At 56.5% G+C, this 16,467-nt stretch carries 15 protein-coding genes; 2 read left to right on the top strand and 13 right to left on the bottom strand.

Annotation, left to right across the window (positions count from 1 at the left end; all coding sequences use genetic code 11):
• Positions 1-66: 66 nt before the first annotated feature.
• The 9 genes from ACTQ1N_RS02960 to ACTQ1N_RS02920 all read right to left on the bottom strand — a co-directional run bounded on the left by ACTQ1N_RS02960 (position 67) and on the right by ACTQ1N_RS02920 (position 11,710).
• Entirely contained in the window at positions 67-1,011 is a 945-nt protein-coding gene (locus tag ACTQ1N_RS02960) for a TIGR03943 family putative permease subunit (protein WP_441954457.1), read from the bottom strand.
• A 53-nt stretch (positions 1,012-1,064) separates the two neighbouring features.
• A complete protein-coding gene (locus tag ACTQ1N_RS02955; RefSeq protein ID WP_441954455.1) occupies positions 1,065-2,195 on the bottom strand; it encodes a CobW family GTP-binding protein in 1,131 nt (376 codons plus the stop codon).
• Between the two features lie 259 nt (positions 2,196-2,454).
• Positions 2,455-3,213: an amino acid ABC transporter ATP-binding protein gene (locus tag ACTQ1N_RS02950; protein ID WP_441954453.1), complete on the bottom strand. Its 759-nt coding sequence runs from the start codon at positions 3,211-3,213 to the stop codon at positions 2,455-2,457.
• An 18-nt stretch (positions 3,214-3,231) separates the two neighbouring features.
• Positions 3,232-3,885, bottom strand: coding sequence for an amino acid ABC transporter permease (locus tag ACTQ1N_RS02945; RefSeq protein ID WP_441954451.1), 654 nt, complete (start codon positions 3,883-3,885; stop codon positions 3,232-3,234).
• 98 nt (positions 3,886-3,983) lie between these two features.
• On the bottom strand, positions 3,984-4,883 hold the full coding sequence (locus ACTQ1N_RS02940; RefSeq protein ID WP_441954496.1) for an amino acid ABC transporter substrate-binding protein: 900 nt from the start codon (positions 4,881-4,883) through the stop codon (positions 3,984-3,986).
• Positions 4,884-5,180: 297 nt separating this feature from the next.
• Entirely contained in the window at positions 5,181-7,256 is a 2,076-nt protein-coding gene (locus ACTQ1N_RS02935; RefSeq protein WP_441954449.1) for an ABC transporter ATP-binding protein, read from the bottom strand.
• On the bottom strand, positions 7,246-9,594 hold the full coding sequence (locus tag ACTQ1N_RS02930; protein ID WP_441954447.1) for an ABC transporter ATP-binding protein: 2,349 nt from the start codon (positions 9,592-9,594) through the stop codon (positions 7,246-7,248). The genes ACTQ1N_RS02935 and ACTQ1N_RS02930 overlap by 11 nt, the downstream gene beginning before the upstream one ends.
• A complete protein-coding gene (locus tag ACTQ1N_RS02925; protein ID WP_441954445.1) occupies positions 9,591-10,067 on the bottom strand; it encodes a MarR family winged helix-turn-helix transcriptional regulator in 477 nt (158 codons plus the stop codon). Before ACTQ1N_RS02925 ends, ACTQ1N_RS02930 begins: the two co-directional genes overlap by 4 nt.
• A 113-nt stretch (positions 10,068-10,180) precedes the next feature.
• Positions 10,181-11,710 carry a tellurite resistance TerB C-terminal domain-containing protein gene (locus ACTQ1N_RS02920; protein ID WP_441954443.1) on the bottom strand — a complete coding sequence of 510 codons (1,530 nt, stop codon included), beginning with the start codon at positions 11,708-11,710 and terminating at the stop codon, positions 10,181-10,183.
• A gap of 146 nt (positions 11,711-11,856) precedes the next feature.
• On the opposite strand from ACTQ1N_RS02920, the gene modA reads away from it, so the two are divergent.
• Positions 11,857-12,762 (top strand): molybdate ABC transporter substrate-binding protein, encoded by a 906-nt coding sequence (gene modA / locus ACTQ1N_RS02915; RefSeq protein WP_441954441.1) that lies wholly within the window; start codon positions 11,857-11,859, stop codon positions 12,760-12,762.
• A 36-nt stretch (positions 12,763-12,798) separates the two neighbouring features.
• Complete coding sequence (locus ACTQ1N_RS02910; protein ID WP_441954439.1) at positions 12,799-13,197, top strand: winged helix-turn-helix domain-containing protein; 399 nt, start codon at positions 12,799-12,801, stop codon at positions 13,195-13,197.
• A 10-nt stretch (positions 13,198-13,207) separates the two neighbouring features.
• Here the strand turns inward: ACTQ1N_RS02910 and ACTQ1N_RS02905 are convergent, their stop codons facing one another.
• The 4 genes from ACTQ1N_RS02905 to hypD form a co-directional block, all read right to left on the bottom strand.
• Positions 13,208-13,750, bottom strand: a complete 543-nt coding sequence (locus ACTQ1N_RS02905; RefSeq protein WP_441954437.1) for a nitroreductase — start codon at positions 13,748-13,750, stop codon at positions 13,208-13,210.
• A gap of 59 nt (positions 13,751-13,809) precedes the next feature.
• Positions 13,810-14,184, bottom strand: a complete 375-nt coding sequence (locus tag ACTQ1N_RS02900) for a hydrogenase maturation nickel metallochaperone HypA/HybF (protein ID WP_441954435.1) — start codon at positions 14,182-14,184, stop codon at positions 13,810-13,812.
• A gap of 32 nt (positions 14,185-14,216) precedes the next feature.
• The gene (hypE, locus tag ACTQ1N_RS02895; protein ID WP_441954433.1) at positions 14,217-15,251 is read right to left on the bottom strand and encodes a hydrogenase expression/formation protein HypE; all 1,035 of its coding nucleotides are present in this window, start codon (positions 15,249-15,251) and stop codon (positions 14,217-14,219) included.
• 100 nt (positions 15,252-15,351) lie between these two features.
• Complete coding sequence (gene hypD, locus ACTQ1N_RS02890) at positions 15,352-16,425, bottom strand: hydrogenase formation protein HypD (protein WP_441954431.1); 1,074 nt, start codon at positions 16,423-16,425, stop codon at positions 15,352-15,354.
• Positions 16,426-16,467 lie beyond the last annotated feature (42 nt).

Genomic DNA, 16,467 nt, shown 5'->3' with positions numbered 1-16,467 from the left:
ATCACCTGCCTGCTTGGCAGAATTTTACTATTTTATGATTGCGGTGCCAACAGCCGCCCTTCGGAATCAGTTGAACAGAACGGTATCCTCAGCCGGCGGCTCCGCAGACTTGAGATGACGGGCATACAGAACAGGGCCTGTCCCCTCGTATTCCGGGACAAACTCGTAGCGGACCTGAGCTGTCACATCCAGCCACTGCTTCTGTTTCAGACGGTCCGTATATTTTGAATGGCAGATGAACCCCATGAACCGGATGTCATTGGCACAGCAGGTCATGCAGTTTCTGCCCGGGATGAACGCGTTCTCCGGGAACTTTCTCGGAATCATCACCTTGCCCCTGAACTCCACCGTCTTTCCGTCATAGCGCTCGCGGTTGTCGAGCGCATCCAGATACCAGAGCCCGAACTCCTCGTCCGGAATGACAATCGGGTCCTGCGACAGGTCGAACGGAGGCTGCGCCTTCCCGATGTCGATCACCTCTCCCTCGGCATCCTCGAAGGAACAGACTGCCTGTGTGTTGACTGCTTTCACGGTTCTGCGGAATTTCTGAAGATCCTGATCCGGCGAGCAGCGGTTGAAGATGACGAGTTCTGTGTACATGAAGATGTTGCTCATCATCTGGCGCATGTTCTGGAGATACACCTCAAACGTTGACCCGTCTACAAGCGTGATCACCTGCGCCATTTCCCAGCGCTTCGCCCAGTCCGAAGAACAGAACTTCATCGAGTCCCAGGTCCCGTTGAACTCGATGAAGACGCGCTCAGGCTTATGTTTCTTCTGGAGACTCTCCATATAGTCAGCCGTCAGGTCTGCCTCGTTCTCAACGCGCTCTATATAGATATTATGTCTGCGCAGATCCTCCTCATCATACTCCTCCTCGCCTTCCTCGCAGAGAAGAAGCAGGGTCCGCTCGCCGTCCGCAAAATCCGGACTGGCAAGCACTTCTCGGATAAATGTCGTTTTCCCGCTTTCCAGGAAACCGGTGATCACATATACGGGTACTTCCAGCATATCATTTACTCCAATGTTCGATTCGTGTTCTGCTGCTTCTTCACAGGACGTCCTCAGACGCCAAACAGCTCCGCAATTTTCTCTTCATTCAGCTTCGACCCGATGACGCACAGACGGCCTGTGTAGTCCGCAGCGCCGTCGCGGACCTCGCTCTCCTCCGGAACCATGTCGAAGTTGATCCAGGTGCCATCCGCTCTCGGAACCATACCCTTTGCGCGGAGAATGATGCCATAGCTGTTCTCATCGGACTCCGACAAAGTCTTCAGAATGCTGCGGATCTGGTCATCCGTATACTTCTTCGCTGTCTCTCTTCCCCAGCTCGTGAAGACCTCATCCGCATCATGGCCGTGGTGATGGTGATGATGATGCTCATGGCCGCAGCATTCCCCGTCATGGTCATGGTCGTGGTGGTGCTCATGACCGCAGCACGCTTCATCATGATCATGATCGTGGTCGTCGTGATCATGGTGATCATGATGATGCTCATGATCATGGCCGCAGCACGCTTCGTCGTGGTCGTCGTCGTCCTCGTCTTCTTCATCCGGATGAGCCGCTTTGTACTCTGCCATCAGCTGGTCCGCAAGCGAGACAGACTTCTCCATCGCGTCATGAATGGTCTTCCCGGAGAGCTGATCCCAAGGTGTGGTGATGATGGTGGCGTCCGGGTTCTTCTCGCGGATCATCGCGATCGCCTCATCAAGCTTCTTCTGGTCGACAAGCTGAGTTCTGGAAAGAATGATCGTCCCGGCGCTCTCAATCTGGTTGTTGTAGAACTCGCCGAAGTTCTTCATATACATACGGACCTTCTTTACATCCGCAACGGTGACCAGAGAGCCGATCTCGAGACTGCACTCCTCCGCTTCCTTCTCGATGGCCCGGCGGACGTCCGAAAGCTTGCCCACACCAGACGGTTCGATCAGAATATGATCCGGATGGTACTCCTCCACAACCTTCTTCAGGGCTCTTCCGAAATCGCCGACCAGCGAGCAGCAGATACAGCCCGAATTCATCTCCGTAATCTCGATGCCTGCGTCCTTCAGAAACCCGCCATCGATGCCAATCTCGCCAAATTCGTTTTCGATCAGGACAACCTTCTGTCCCGCAAACACTTCCTTGATCAGTTTCTTGATCAGCGTGGTCTTTCCTGCGCCGAGAAATCCTGAAATGATGTCAATCTTTGCCATGCTTTTCCTCTTTTCTTCAACCTGCGCCATGATACCTCTGCCCTGCTTCGGGCACGGCGCTCGTTCATACAGACTAATTGTGCTCAATCAAACGGCATTATAGTACATCCTCAAGAAGGTTGCAAGGGGCAGACTGTCACGGCCGCCTTCATCTCGGACTCCGCATTCGATGATGAGCGGTCGTCTTCATAAAAAAAGCGCCTGCGGTCTTTTCTACCGCAGGCGCTGTGCCCTGTCTGATTTTCATAGAACTGCTGCATCAGTGCCTGAGTTTTCCAAGGAAGGCCTGCATTCTCGCGTTGTCTGTATTGAAAACAGACTCGGCGCTGCCCTCCACCTCCACGATGCCCTTGTCCATGAACATGACGTGGTCTGAAATTTCGCGCGCAAAGTTCATCTCATGCGTGACAATCACCATCGCGATGTGCAGATCCACCAGAGACTTGATGACCTTCAGCACCTCCCCGGTCAGCTCCGGGTCAAGTGCGGAGGTCGGCTCGTCAAAGTAGAGGATCTTCGGGTTCAGCGCCAGTGCGCGTGCGATGGCGACACGCTGGCACTGACCGCCGGAGAGCTGACACGGATAAGCATCAGCCTTGTCCGAAAGCCCCATTTTCGCGAGGAGCTCCTTCGCCTCTGCATAGACTTCGTCTCTGTCGCGCTTCTGATTGTGAATCGGCGCATCTGTAATATTCTTGATGACAGAGAAATGCGGGAACAGATTGAAATTCTGAAACACAAGTCCGAAACAGGAACGTACCTTCTTCAGCTCCGCCTTCTTCGGATAGTGCAGTCCGCCATGTCCGTCCGCCCAGGCCACCCGCTCGCCCATGTACCAGATCTCACCGGAGTCGATGGTCTCCAGCATGGCCGCGCAGCGGAGCATTGTCGATTTGCCGGATCCGGAGGGCCCGATGATGGAGAGAACCTCTCCCTCATCCACACGAAGGGAGATGTCCCGGATCACCTCGAGATCTCCGAAGGATTTCCGGATATTTTTCATTTCCAGAAGTGCCATGCTCTTCTCCTTTCTGCCTTATACCGAATAGTAATTCATCGCTTTCTCAATGCGTTCCATCGCGAAGGCGACAATGGCATTGAACACATAGTAGAACAGCGCTGCCGCGAGGAACGGCATAAAGGAAGTTTCCTTCGCGGCGATCTGCTTCGCGATGGTGAACATCTCTGCATAGGCCAGTGAGAAGGAGAGAGATGTGTCCTTGATCAGGGTGATCACTTCGTTCGTAATGGCCGGAAGGATCCGCTTGATCACCTGAGGAAAGATGATCCGCAGGAAGGTTCCGGACTTTGAGTAGCCGAGCAGTCTGGCCGCCTCGTACTGACCGGCTGGCATGGAACCGATTCCTGAGCGGTAGATTTCCGCAAAGTATGCGGCGTAGTTCACCGCGAATGCGATAATGATTGCCGAGAATCTCCAGTTTTTCCCCAGCTTGGCCCCGAACAGATAATAAGGCCCGAAATAAACGGCGAGCAGCTGCAGCATCAGAGGGGTTCCGCGCATAATCGAGATGTACACACGCATGATTGTCCGGAGAATGCCGCTTTTGCTCATGCGGCACAGTGCTACAAGAAGCCCCAGCGGCAGCGAAAACAGAAGCGTCAGGAAAAAGATTCCCATTGACTTCAGCATACCCTGCCCGAGCTGCATCATCATGACCTGAAAACTCATATATCCTCCTGCTGAACACAAGAACTGACGCAGAAAAGCGGCCGCAGCCGTTTTTCTGCGTCAGATACTGTCCATCTTTCTGCTTGCCCTGTCAACTTTCAGGCTTCAGTCTGTGCCTCGGTCTCAGCCTCGGTTGAAGCTTCACCAAAGCTCTCCCGGAGGCAAAGCATCGTAGGATCGACGCCCTGGCCTTCATATTTCTTCGCAATCTTGTCGAAGGTTCCATTATCCAGCAGCGTCTTGAGATCCTTGTTGACCGTATCGCACAATGCAGTGTTCCCCTTCTTGAATCCGACCGCATACTGTTCTGCATTCAGATACTCATCCAGGATCTTGTATCCGTCCCGTCCGTTGATCTGGTACTGCGCGACCCCGATGTCAATGGCGACCGCATCGAGAGAACCGGCCATCAGTTCCGTGAAGGCTGTATTGTAATCCGCGAACTGCTGGAGATCTCCGAAGGTCTCCGCCAGGTCTGCCTGATCCCCATCCTTGCTGAGCAGTGCCAGGGCCGCAGAATCCGCCTGAACACCGACCGTCTTGCCCGCCAGATCGGCCAGCGAATTGATGCCGGAATCATCTGCTGTCACGATGACCTGGCTGTTATTGACATACGGTACAGAGAACGTATAGGAGTCTTCCCGCCCGTTCATCGTGAAGCCGTTCCAGATGCAGTCGATGTTGCCGGAATTGAGCTCCATGTCCTTGGAGTCCCAGTCAATCGGTGTCTTGACCAGCTCCCAGCCCTCCAGATCACAGACTGCCTGGGCCAGTTCCAGGTCAAAGCCCGTATAATCGCCATTATCGTCCATATATCCGTACGGCGGATACTCGGCATCAAAGCCGACAACAAACTTGCCCTCTGTCGCCAGCCCGTCCGCATTCGCAGCAGCCTCTGTCCCGGAGACTGCTTCCGTCTCCCCCGCATAGGCCATCGTGAAAGACATCGAAACAGCCATCGCCGCACTCAGTACACCTGCCAGAATCCTTTTCTTCATCATCGCCACTCCTCCTGATGTCCTGCATCATGTATTGGATTCCGTGCCAATCACTCCCGGTACCGCCTGCATGCAGGCATGTATGGTGTCATACGATCGGCCCCGCAATCACTTTATTGCTTTACCACGCTAAAGCATCATGGACGTGATGGTAACACGAAAACGGCAGGGCTGTCAAGCAGAAGTTCCGTATCCGGAACCTGCCTGTGCCCTGCCATCCTCTTCCGGCTGTCAGTTTCGGCCATGCACGCTCAGAGAATCTGCTGATCTGCCGGCAGTTTCACGCCTCCACGTCTGTTACGCCTCCGCGCCCTGAGCAAACTGGGAGTTGTACAGGTCCGCATAGAATCCCTGTCTTTCGAGAAGCTCCTCATGTGTCCCCTGCTCGACGATATCGCCGTGATTCAGGACAAGGATCAGGTCCGCATTGCGGATGGTTGACAGTCTGTGCGCGATCACAAAGCTTGTCCTGCCCTTCATCAGACGGTCCATGGCGCTCTGAATCAGCTGCTCTGTCCGGGTATCGACGGAAGAGGTCGCCTCGTCCAGAATCAGCACACTGCGGTCTGCAAGCATAGCCCGCGCAATGGTGAGAAGCTGCTTCTGTCCCTGGGACACATTTGTCGCATCCTCGTTCAGCACCATATCATACCCGCCCGGGAGGGTGCGGATAAAGTGATCGACGTAGGCCGCCTTCGCAGCCGCTTCGACTTCCTCATCTGTCGCATTCAGTCTGCCATAGCGGATGTTTTCCCGTATTGTTCCGGCGAACAGCCATGTATCCTGCAGGACCATGGCAAAATGATCCCTCAGCTCATGCCGGTCAAAGCTTCTGATATCCCTGCCGTCCAGGCTGATGGAACCGCTGCTGACATCGTAGAAACGCATCAAAAGCTTGACAATGGTCGTCTTGCCGGCACCCGTCGGCCCGACAATGGCGATCTTCTGCCCAGGCTCTACATGGGCTGTAAAGTCATTGATGATGACCTGATCCGGATTGTATCCGAAACGGACATGGTCGAAATCCACTTTTCCTGAGACCTTCCCCGGCAGGACCGTCTGCTCTACGCTCTTATCCCTTTTGATCGTCTGTCCCGCCGCACCGGCATGGTTCCTTCCACCGGCCGCTGTGTCCTGCACGTTGGTCTGTTTCGTATGCTCAGCCGATTTGTGCTCCTGTGTTTCTTCGGCATCCTGGCTGTCAGGAAGCCCGGTTTCCTCCTCCTCATCCAGAAACTCGAACACACGCTCCGCTGCAGCCGTCATCGACTGCACCTGGTTCATCACCTGCGCCATCTGTGCCAGCGGCTGTTTGATGTTCCCGACATACTGGATGAACGCCTGGATATCTCCGACACCGATCACGCCGCGGATGGCAAGAAGTCCACCCGAGATCGCGACTCCTGCATACCCAAGATAGCTGATGAAATTCATGACCGGCATCATGACACCGGATATGAACTGCGACTTCCACGCTGAGTCATAGAGATCATTGTTTGTCTTCCCGAATTCACTCAGGACGACATTCTCCCGGTTGAAGGCCTTGATGACCAGCTGGCCGGAGAAATCCTCCTCAATCTGCCCGTTGATCATCCCGAGTGATTCCTGCTGCCGCATGAAATACTTCTGCGATTTCTTCACGATGAAGGCAACCAGCACACCGGATACCGGAATCACGACCACCGCAATCAGGGTCATCACCGGGGATATGGTGAGCATCATCACAACGACCCCCACAAGGGTCGCGATGGAGGTGATGATCATCGTGATGCTCTGGTTCAGGCCGGTCCCGAGCGTATCGACATCGTTCGTGATCCGCGAGAGGACATCGCCGTACGGCCGGCTCTCAAAATACTTCATCGGCATCCGGTCGATCTTCTCCACAATCTCCCGGCGCATCCGGTAGGCGACCTTCTGGCTGACCGACGTCATGATCCAGCCCTGGACCAGACTGAAGACAGCCGATGCCAGATACAGGCCGAGTGTCCAGAGCAGAATCCGTCCGATCTTTCCGAAATCGATTCCGCCGGTCCCCTGCACCTTCCGCATCAGCCCCTGCGCCAGCTCCGTTGTCGCATGGCCCATGATCTTCGGGCCGAACACATTGAACACCGTCGAGACAGCGGCAAAGATCATGACTGCGAAGACAGCCGCCTTGTACCGCCCCATATAACGCAGGAGCTTTCCGAACGAGCCCCTGAAGTCCTTTGGCTTTTCAACCACCTGGTTCCGACCTGGTCCGTGCTTGGGCGCAGAAGCGCGCTGCCTCTTCCGGAATTCCTCCAGCTGCTGCTCCTTTGCGCGCTTTGCTGCCTCTTCCTCAGAGCCTCTTCCGAATCCGGAGGGCCTGTTCTTTCTATATTTATTCTGCATGGCGCGTTTCCTCCAGTTCCTTCTGCGAAAGCTGAGACGCAGCGATCTGCCTGTAAACCTCGCATGAATCAAGCAGCTGCGTATGCGTCCCGCAGCCGACCAGCCTTCCCTCATCGAGTACCAGAATCTGGTCCGCGCTCAGAATGGTGCTGACCCTCTGCGCAACAATGATCTTTGTCACGGTCTTCTCTTCCTCGGAAAGCTTCGCCCGCAGCCTCGCGTCTGTCTTCATGTCAAGCGCCGAAAAGCTGTCGTCGAAAACCAGTACCAGCGGATTCTTCGCAATCGCCCTCGCAATCGAAAGCCGCTGTTTCTGGCCGCCTGACACATTGCCGCCGCCCTGGGAAATGAAGCTGTTGTACTGGTCCTCCTTCTCCATGATGAAATCGTCCGCCTGTGCGATCTGAGCCGCACGCTTGACCGCCTCATCCGGCGCGTCTGGTCTTCCGAACCGGATATTGGAGGCAACCGTCCCGGAGAACAAGGTCCCCTTCTGCGGCACAAACCCGATCTCCGCCCGCAGATCATGGAGATCCCGTTTTCGGATGTCAACTCCGTCCACCGTGATCGATCCCTCTGTGACATCGTAGAAGCGCGGAATCAGATTCACCAGCGTACTCTTGCCGGAACCTGTGCTTCCGATGATGGCTGTCGTCTCGCCCGGTCTTGCCGTGAATGTAATATCGTGAAGGGCATCCATTTCCGCGCCGGGATAGCGGAAGTTCACATGATCGAACCTCACAACCCCTTTCTTCTCCTGCGGAATCTCCTCATGCTCCGGGTTCTCAATTGAGGATTTTGTGGATGTCACTTCATGGATCCGCTCCGCCGCGACGCCTGCGCGCGGCAGGATGATCGACATCGCAGTCAGAATCATGAATGAGGAGATGATGATCATCGCATAGGTGATGAAGGAGGTCATGGCGCCGACCTGGAGAGTCCCGGCATCGACGCGGTGCGCAGCCACCCAGGTGATCAGAACGCCGAGTCCGCTCATGACGAACATCATTGACGGCATCATGAAGGTCATGACGCGGTTCGTGAAGAGCTGTGTGCGCATCAGATCGGTGTTGGCGTCGTCAAAGCGCTTTTCCTCTGTCTTCTCCCTTCCGAATGCCCGAACCACCATCAGTCCGGTCAGGATCTCCCTGGAAACCAGGTTCAGCTTGTCCACAAGCTTCTGCATGCTCTTGAACTTCGGCATCGCCAGCACCACAAGCGTGAGGATGATGCCCACGATCACCGCGATCCCCAGCAGAATCACCCAGCTCATGTTAGCGTGGGACTGGTAGACCTTCACGATTCCCCACACCGCCAGCACCGGCGCATAGAGCACCATCCGGAGCATCATCGTCGTAACCATCTGAACCTGCTGGACATCATTGGTCGCCCTGGTAATCAGGGAGGAGGTCTGGAAGTGATCCATCTCTGCGTTCGAGTACCCGATGACATTCCCGAAAACCTTCAGGCGAAGGTCTCTCCCGACACCGGCGCCGACCCTGGATGCGACAAATGATACAGCCACGGCGGCAGCCCCCATCAGAAGTGCCATCAGAATCATCCTTCCGCCGCTGAGCCACAGATACTGCTTCTGTATCTTGTCGACATCGATCCCGGCGGCCTTGTCCGCCTCCGCGGCATACCGGATCGCCATCGCACGCATGGTCTGGGAACCTGTCTGGCTGATGGTGTCCGTGATCTGCTTCTTCATCTGGCTGAGGCTGTCTTCGCTCATCTGACCGCTGTCAATCATCTTCTGAATTGCCGGTCTTACATCGACATATGTGGATATATTTCCTTTTTCATCCTCCGCCTCGAAAGTGGTGATGTCCAGACCATATGCCTCGGCGATTTCCTTCGCTGACATTGAATTCAGCCGGTCTGCCTGCTTTTTTGCGGCATCCAGAAGCGCTCCCTTCAGCTTCTGTGACTGAAGCGCATTCTCTGCCTGGGTCTTCATCATCGTGCGGAACGATTCCTCCGGCATATGCCCGAGCTGGTAAGCCATCACCAGCGGCATCAGGAGGTCTTCATCCAGCTCCTTCAGCTTCTCTCCGCTGAGGCTCTGAAGGGAATAGTGGCTCCCGTCTTTCTCATAGGCATCCGTCCACTCCCGCTTCTGCGCATCGTCCATAAAGATCTGTGCCGCCTCAAACTCCCCGGCCGTGATGCTGGACGGTGTGATGTGCTCAAGCCCTTTGTTCTGGATGCCCACATCGATGATGTTCTGCGTGTACTGCGGCATGGACATCTCGCAGAAGCCCTGGACAACCAAAAGCACAGCGAGAAGCAGTACAGAACGCCAGTACTGCTTCAGATTTTCAAATATGTATCTCATTCTGTTTCCCTCTTCAGAAAGCCTTTCTTCTCCTGTGCACGGAGCACGCTGGCAGACAGGCTGTACAGCTCATCCAGCAGGCTGCAGAGCGCCTGCACCTTCTCCTCCCCCATCCCGGCGATGATGCTGTCCAGCATGTCCCCGACCATGACGATACACTTCCGCATCGTATCCACCCCTTCCTCCGTAAATGTCACAAGGGTGGTTCTCCGATCCTTCGGGTCAAGACTGCGCTTCAGGATGCCGTCCTCCTCGAGTCCCTTTAAAAGCCGTGAGACGCCCGATGCCGGGATCTCCAGCCTGGCAACCAGCTCGCTCACCCGGATTCCGCGCGAAGCGTCCCCCTGGCTGATCTCCCACGCGGCACTCATCAGCATCAGTTTTCCTCTGCTGATTCCGGGGATGCTGAACTCTGAGCGCAGCTTCGGGAACTGATGCAGCGTCCGCAGCAGTTCTTCTTCCAGCTGATTCAAAACGGTCCTCCTTTACATGTTTTAACAACTATTATCTCCGTTAAATATTATCAGTGTTAAATATTAACGGTGATACGTATCATACGTCTGCCGGCTCCTTCTGTCAATGCTTTTTATTGCGGCAGAAGAGCCTGCAGATCTGTGAGGTAGTCCTCGATCAGCGAAAGGCTCCCGTCCTCCTCCTCCACAACCGAGTCTCCGATTTCTTCAAACAGCTTTTCATTGATGGAATCCGCAACGACAGCCGGATACAGATGGTGCGCTCTGATGTAGGAAACAGGATTCTCCCCTGCAAGGAGCATGCGCAGAATGTCAGTTTCCTCCTCAGACAGCCCGAAGGCCGTCTGAGGAGGCACGCGGCGCAGCCCGGGCTTTTCCGAAGTGGTTCCGTATGACTGTGCCGTCTGCTCTGGCACGCGGTGCAGCTGTGGTGCAGAGACGGGCAGCTCTGATGGGAGAGCGGATGTCAGCGCGGCATCAGGCGCATCTGTTTCATCCTCGATGCCATCAAGAAGCTGATCTCTCGTATAATCCGCATCTGAGCGGATCCCGCTGAGCTTCCCGAGATCGAGCCGGATCTCCTGTCTGGCAGCCGTCTCCTGCTCCCCGGCTCGTTCTCTGAGATACGCCTGAACCGTCTGCTCCACCAGCTGACTCAGCTTCTCGTCCAGCGTACCCGGCTTCAAGTTCCGATACCTGGCTGCCGCTCTCATCTGCCGCTCCGTCTCCCTGCAGACCTCCCCCAGCGTTTTCTGAAGAAGTCTGCTCCCGAACAGCCTCGGGAAATACTGCGTGATGGTCCAGTTTCCCCGCCGGCACCAGTAGACCAGAAGCGGATCCACAAGAAAGATGCGGTCCTTTTTCCGGTCCGCCGCCGCACATTCCCCGGATCGGACCCGGCTCAGCAGCCAGGGTCTCGTATCACTCTTTCCAGCCAGCTCGTCCGCGAGCGCACGGCCATGCTCTGACTGGTACGCATCCGCCCAGGCACGGTAGACGCGCACAAGCACCGCCTTCATATCCTCCTCGTGTGCCCGGAAGAACGCTGACCTGTTTCCCCTGTACCTGCCAAACTCGGATATGGACTGATAGAGCTGGTCTGTTTCCGCTTCCTGGTACAGCATCAGCGCAAGAATCCGCTCATCCTCCGCGATTTCCTTCTCAAAAACCTCCGCTACATACGACCTTGGAAGATCCGCCGTGATGACATAGTATTGCAGAACTGTCCGGATGCTGTCCGGGTCGAAAACCGGCTCCCCGTTCCAGCCAGCGTCCGCATCCCCCATACTTTTCAGGATCCGGAACCCTTCTTCTGCCGGTTCCTTTCTGTCCGGACTCAGTATTTCACGCATCCGCCCGCGCCAGAAGTTCACTGTCTCCAGATACGACCGCTCCTGTTTTCCGTTTCCCGGGAAAACACGCTGCAGATCCGGCGTTCTGCCCTCCAGGATCATGCGCCTCTGTTCCCTGCTCTGCACTGTATGTTCACGCACAGGCCGGGTCTGTCCCCTGCTGTCTTCTTCAGGATGCCGCAGGTGAAGACTTTCGCGGTTTCTGGCCGGAATCGGCACATCCCTGTAGATCGGATTGTCATCGCCCTGCATTCTGTCTGCATCCTCCTCTTCTTCTGACGCTCCAGCCATTGTAGCCCTGCAGAAGCGGTCCCGGCAAGCCCCGGATCCGCAGAGATCCGTCTTGCAAAACGCGGACGCATTCTCTATAATAAAGCCATCGTTATATTTTTCAAAGAATAACGCATTGTACACACGTTCAGAGAGGAGGTTTCACGATGCGGAAACGTTGGAGAAGGACGGCCGGATCCATTCTGCTCTGCGCGGCACTTGCTTCCGGCTGTGTGCTGCCGGCAGCGGCAGGGGAGACAGAAGGATCTCCGGAGAGCGGACACAGTACCCGGGAGACGGAGCTGACCGTGTTTGCGGCGGCATCTTTGACCGAGACGCTTACAAAGCTGGCCGCCGACTATCAGAAGGAAAATCCGGGCATTTCCATTTCCTTCAATTTTGATTCGTCCGGAACACTGAAGACCCAGATTCTGGAAGGCTCGGGCTGTGATATCTTTCTGTCCGCCGCCCAGAAACAGATGAATGAGCTGGACAGGGATGCCGCGCCTGACACGAATCCGGACGGGAACGACGAGCTTCTGGCCGGCACACGCGTCGATCTGCTGGAGAACAAGGTTGCCCTTGCCGTTCCGGACGGGAATCCGAAGAAAATCCAGAGTTTTGACGACCTGGCGGATGACCTGAAGAAGGGCTCTGTCCTGCTTGCGATGGGAAACAGCGATGTGCCCGTCGGCCAGTACACGCAGAAGATTCTCGCATACTACGGGCTTCAGGAGGACCAGCTTGCGTCAGAGGGCTGCATCACGTACGGCTCAAATGTCAAGGAAGTTACCGTTCAGCTCTCCGAAGCCTCGGTCGACTGTGGTATCATATATCAGACAGACGCCTTCAGCGCCGGTCTGACCGTTGTCGATACCGCCGACGCAGATATGTGTGGTCAGGTAATCTACCCGGCTGCCGTTCTGAAGGGCAGTACACATCCGGACGAGGCAAAGGCCTTCCTGGCCTGGCTGCAGACGCCGGAAGCACAGAAGGTGTTCGAGGAAGTAGGATTCGCTCCTGTATCTGATGAGAACGGGCAGGAAACAGAAGGCCTGCCGGATGAGACATGAATCCTGCCTCCGCTTCCCGGAAAGGATTCATCTGATATGGTAGAAACAGAACTTTCCTCTTCGATCCTGTCCTGCAAGACATCCTACAAGCTTTCCCTGCGGGACAAGAAGACGGGCGAGGTGCGGACTTTCATCATGGGGCCGGGGCTTGCCGAGCTTTTGCACGGCGTAGAGCGGCTCGGCTCCCTCCGCCAGGCTGCCGCTGCGATGGAGATGTCCTACAGCAAGGCCTGGACGCACGTGCGGCGTGCCGAGCAGATCTGCGGCGCAAAGCTGACCCGCCCGGCTGCCGGCGGCGAGGGCGGCGGCGGCAGCCGGCTCACAGAGGAGGGGCAGTGGCTCCTCGATACCTACGATGCCTTTGTAAAGGAGGCCGACAAGCAGGTAAAGCAGCTCATGGAGCGGTACTTCACCCGCGACCTTCCCTTTTCCTGACCTGCTGCGGTCAATCCACCCACTTTACGTAGCCTGGCTTGCGCGGTGCAGCCTTCGGCTTTTCTTCATACGAAGGATATCCAAGTGCCAGATGACCGATGCCTTCATATTCATCGCCGTTCACGCCGGCCTTCTCCAGGATCTTCTTTCCTTCCTCGCTCTCAAACTCCTCTTTTGCCCTGTGGATCCAGCAGCTCCCGAGCCCGAGCGATTCCGCCGCAAGCATCATGTTGCCGAGAACAAGGCTGCCATCGTAGACATGGGTCGGACGCTTCTTTAGCGCCAGCACGATCAGAATCACCGGCGCGCCGTAAAACGGGTCGGATGTTGTTCCCATGATCTTAGCATTCATTTCTGACAGCTCATCCCGGACCGCCTTGTCGGTCACTGCCACGATCACCGGGGACTGTCTGCCCATCCCCGTGGCTGCCCAGGTTCCCGCTTCGGCAACCGTCTCGATCAGCTCCTTCGGTACCATCTCGCTCTTGTACGCCCTGCAGCTCCTGCGGGATCTGATTGCGTCCAGTACAACATTTGTCTCAGCCATCTTCATACCACCTTTCTGTTGATTCAATCTGCCATCGCGCAGGAATCACCTTCCGGCCTGTCTGTTCACAAGTCTCCTCCGGCCTCCTGCGGCGCCTCCTCCAGTTCAATCTGATCCAGCACCAGCTCCCGGCCTGTCTGCACATGCCCGCGGATGCTCCCGCACCTCGGGCATCGGCGTCCGGGTGTCTTCTCCGGTTCATAAACGGTTCCGCAATCCATGCAGGAGACGGTGACAGGCACCTCGGTAATCTTCAGTACGGCGCCTTCCGCCGGGGTCCCCTTCGATGCCTCCGGGAAATACTTTTCCAGATAACAGGGCAGAATTCCCGTCATCGCCCCGACGCGGATGGAAAGCGATCTGAGCCTTCCGCCGCCCTCCCTCCGGGCCGTCTCGCAGGCCAGGTTCACCATCCTTACAATTGTACTCATCTCATGCATGTACGATTCTCTCCGATCGCTGCCTTGCTTTCTCAGCAGATCCGCGGCAGCCCCTCTCCCTGCAGGACATCCAGCAGGCGTTTTCCGCCGATCTCTGTCTTCATGACCAGGATGCCCGGCTCATCGCCGGTGACTTCCCCAACCTTCACGGCCCCTGCGCCATAGCGGCAGCTGCGGATCAGCCGAAGTGCTTCCTCCGCTTCTTCGGCCGGAAGGATGCAGACAAGCTTCCCCTCATTGCCCATGTACAAAGGATCCAGGCCAAGCAGACTGCAGAAGTCCTGCACCTTTGCCGTCACCGGGATCTTCTCCTGCTCAATTTCAAATGTCCGTCCGGAGGTCTCTGCCAGCTCCTTTAAAACGGTCGCCAGTCCGCCGCGGGTAATATCGCGGAGCGTATGGATATGAAGGTCTGACTGCACGAGCGCTGAGACAATCTCTGTCAGCGGCGCATTGTCGCTCTCAATATCTGTCCGGATGCTCATCCGCTCCGACAGGATGGCTGCGTGGTGATCGCCCATGGTTCCTGAAACCAGGATCGCATCGCCACTTCGCGCATTCCGCGCAGAAATACTGACCCCCTCCGGTACAAACCCGACACCGGCTGTATTGATCAGGATCCCGCCCGCGTATTTTCCCGCTGCATCCCCTGCGCTCTTCTCCGCAATGCTTCCGTCAATCACCTTCGTGTCGCCGGCCACAATCCGGATTCCGGCCTCCCGTGCTGTTTCCGCCATCGAGTGCGCCATTTCCCGGACCAGGTCGATCTCCGTCCCCTCCTCCAGAATCCAGCCGCATGTCAGATATTTCGGAACCGCCCCCCGCATCAGAAGATCATTCACTGTTCCGCAGACCGCCAGACGCCCGATGTCTCCTCCCCGGAATTTCACCGGCGTCACGACAAAGCTGTCGGTCGTGAGCGCGAGTCTCCCGCAGCCCGCGACAAGCGCGCTGTCCTCCATTTCATCCAGTGTCTGATCCTGAAACTCCGAGGCGAAGATCTGGTCAATCAGCTCTCCCGTTGCTTTTCCGCCGCTGCCGTGTACCATTGCTACTCTGCCGCTCATCTGATCCCTGCTTTCTACCTGTTGAACCCGCCTTTGTGCCGCCTGCATCTGCCGCCATCTGATGCGGGAAGCTTCTTTCCGGCCTGTTTCCGAATCCTGTTTACCGTTTCCGGCCGCCTTCAAACCACGTGCGGCAGCTGCCCTCAGGAGACACCATGCAGGCACCCTGCGGAGTCAGCGGCGTGCAGACCTTGCCGTGCAGCGGGCAGGCTGTCGGCGGAATCTTCCCGCACAGAACCTCCCCGCACCTGCATGCCTTGTTTTTCCGGACGTCTCTGTTCAGGCCGCGGCTCCCTGCATCCAGTGCCGTATAGGGTCCCCGGAGCGCCAGTCCGGATCCCTCAATTTCTCCGATTCCGCGCCACACGGCTGATACCGGTTCAAACACCTCCCGGATCTGGGCCTGCGCCTCCTCATTGCCGGCTCTGCTGACAACGGACGGATAAAAGTTCATGACTTTCCCTCCCGACCGTTCGCCTGCCCACCGCGCAATTCCATAAAGCGCCTCGAGAATCTCGATGCCCTGGAACCCTGCGACGGCAAATGGAATTTTGTACCGCTCGGCCAGCGGTTCCCAGATCCGGCTGCCGGTCACGACAGACACATGGCCCGGCGCCAGGAATGCGTTGACCGGTGCCCCGCTGTCCATCAGGGCTCTGATGACCGCCGGCATTGTCTTGACCGCTGTCAGAAGCTTTACATTCGAAAGTCCGTCTTCGAGCACCTGTCTGGCCATCAGCGCATAGACAGGCGCCGTCGTTTCAAAACCAAGCGCCGCGAAGACATAAGTATGCGCCGGATCCTTCTTTGCCAGGGTGATGGTGTCGAATGGAGAATAGACCATTCTTGCCTTTGCGCCGCGTCCCTTCGCCTCGCTGAGAGATTCCCGGCTTCCCGGCACCCGGAGCAGATCCCCGAAGGTCGTGACGATCACATCCGGCTGCAGGGACAGCTCGATCATGCGGTCAATATAGGCGGACGGTGCCACGCAGACCGGGCAGCCTGGACCTGAAATCAGGTGGATTCTGTCCGACAGCAGCTGCGGAATCCCGTACTTTGCGATCGCTCCCGTATGGCTTCCGCAGACCTCCATGATCCGAAGCTCCGGTCCGTCATAATTTTTGAGATACTCTGTAATGGTCCTGAGCAGCTCTGCATTCTTCTTCTCCATCATGCTCCATATCTTTCTTTTCCGCCGTTTTTGCCCGCGCCTGCT

This window comes from Porcincola sp. LCP21S3_C12, assembly GCF_052118625.1.
In the GTDB taxonomy this organism is placed as follows: Bacteria; Bacillota; Clostridia; order Lachnospirales; family Lachnospiraceae; genus Porcincola.
This window is presented reverse-complemented; position numbering and strand designations above follow the sequence as displayed.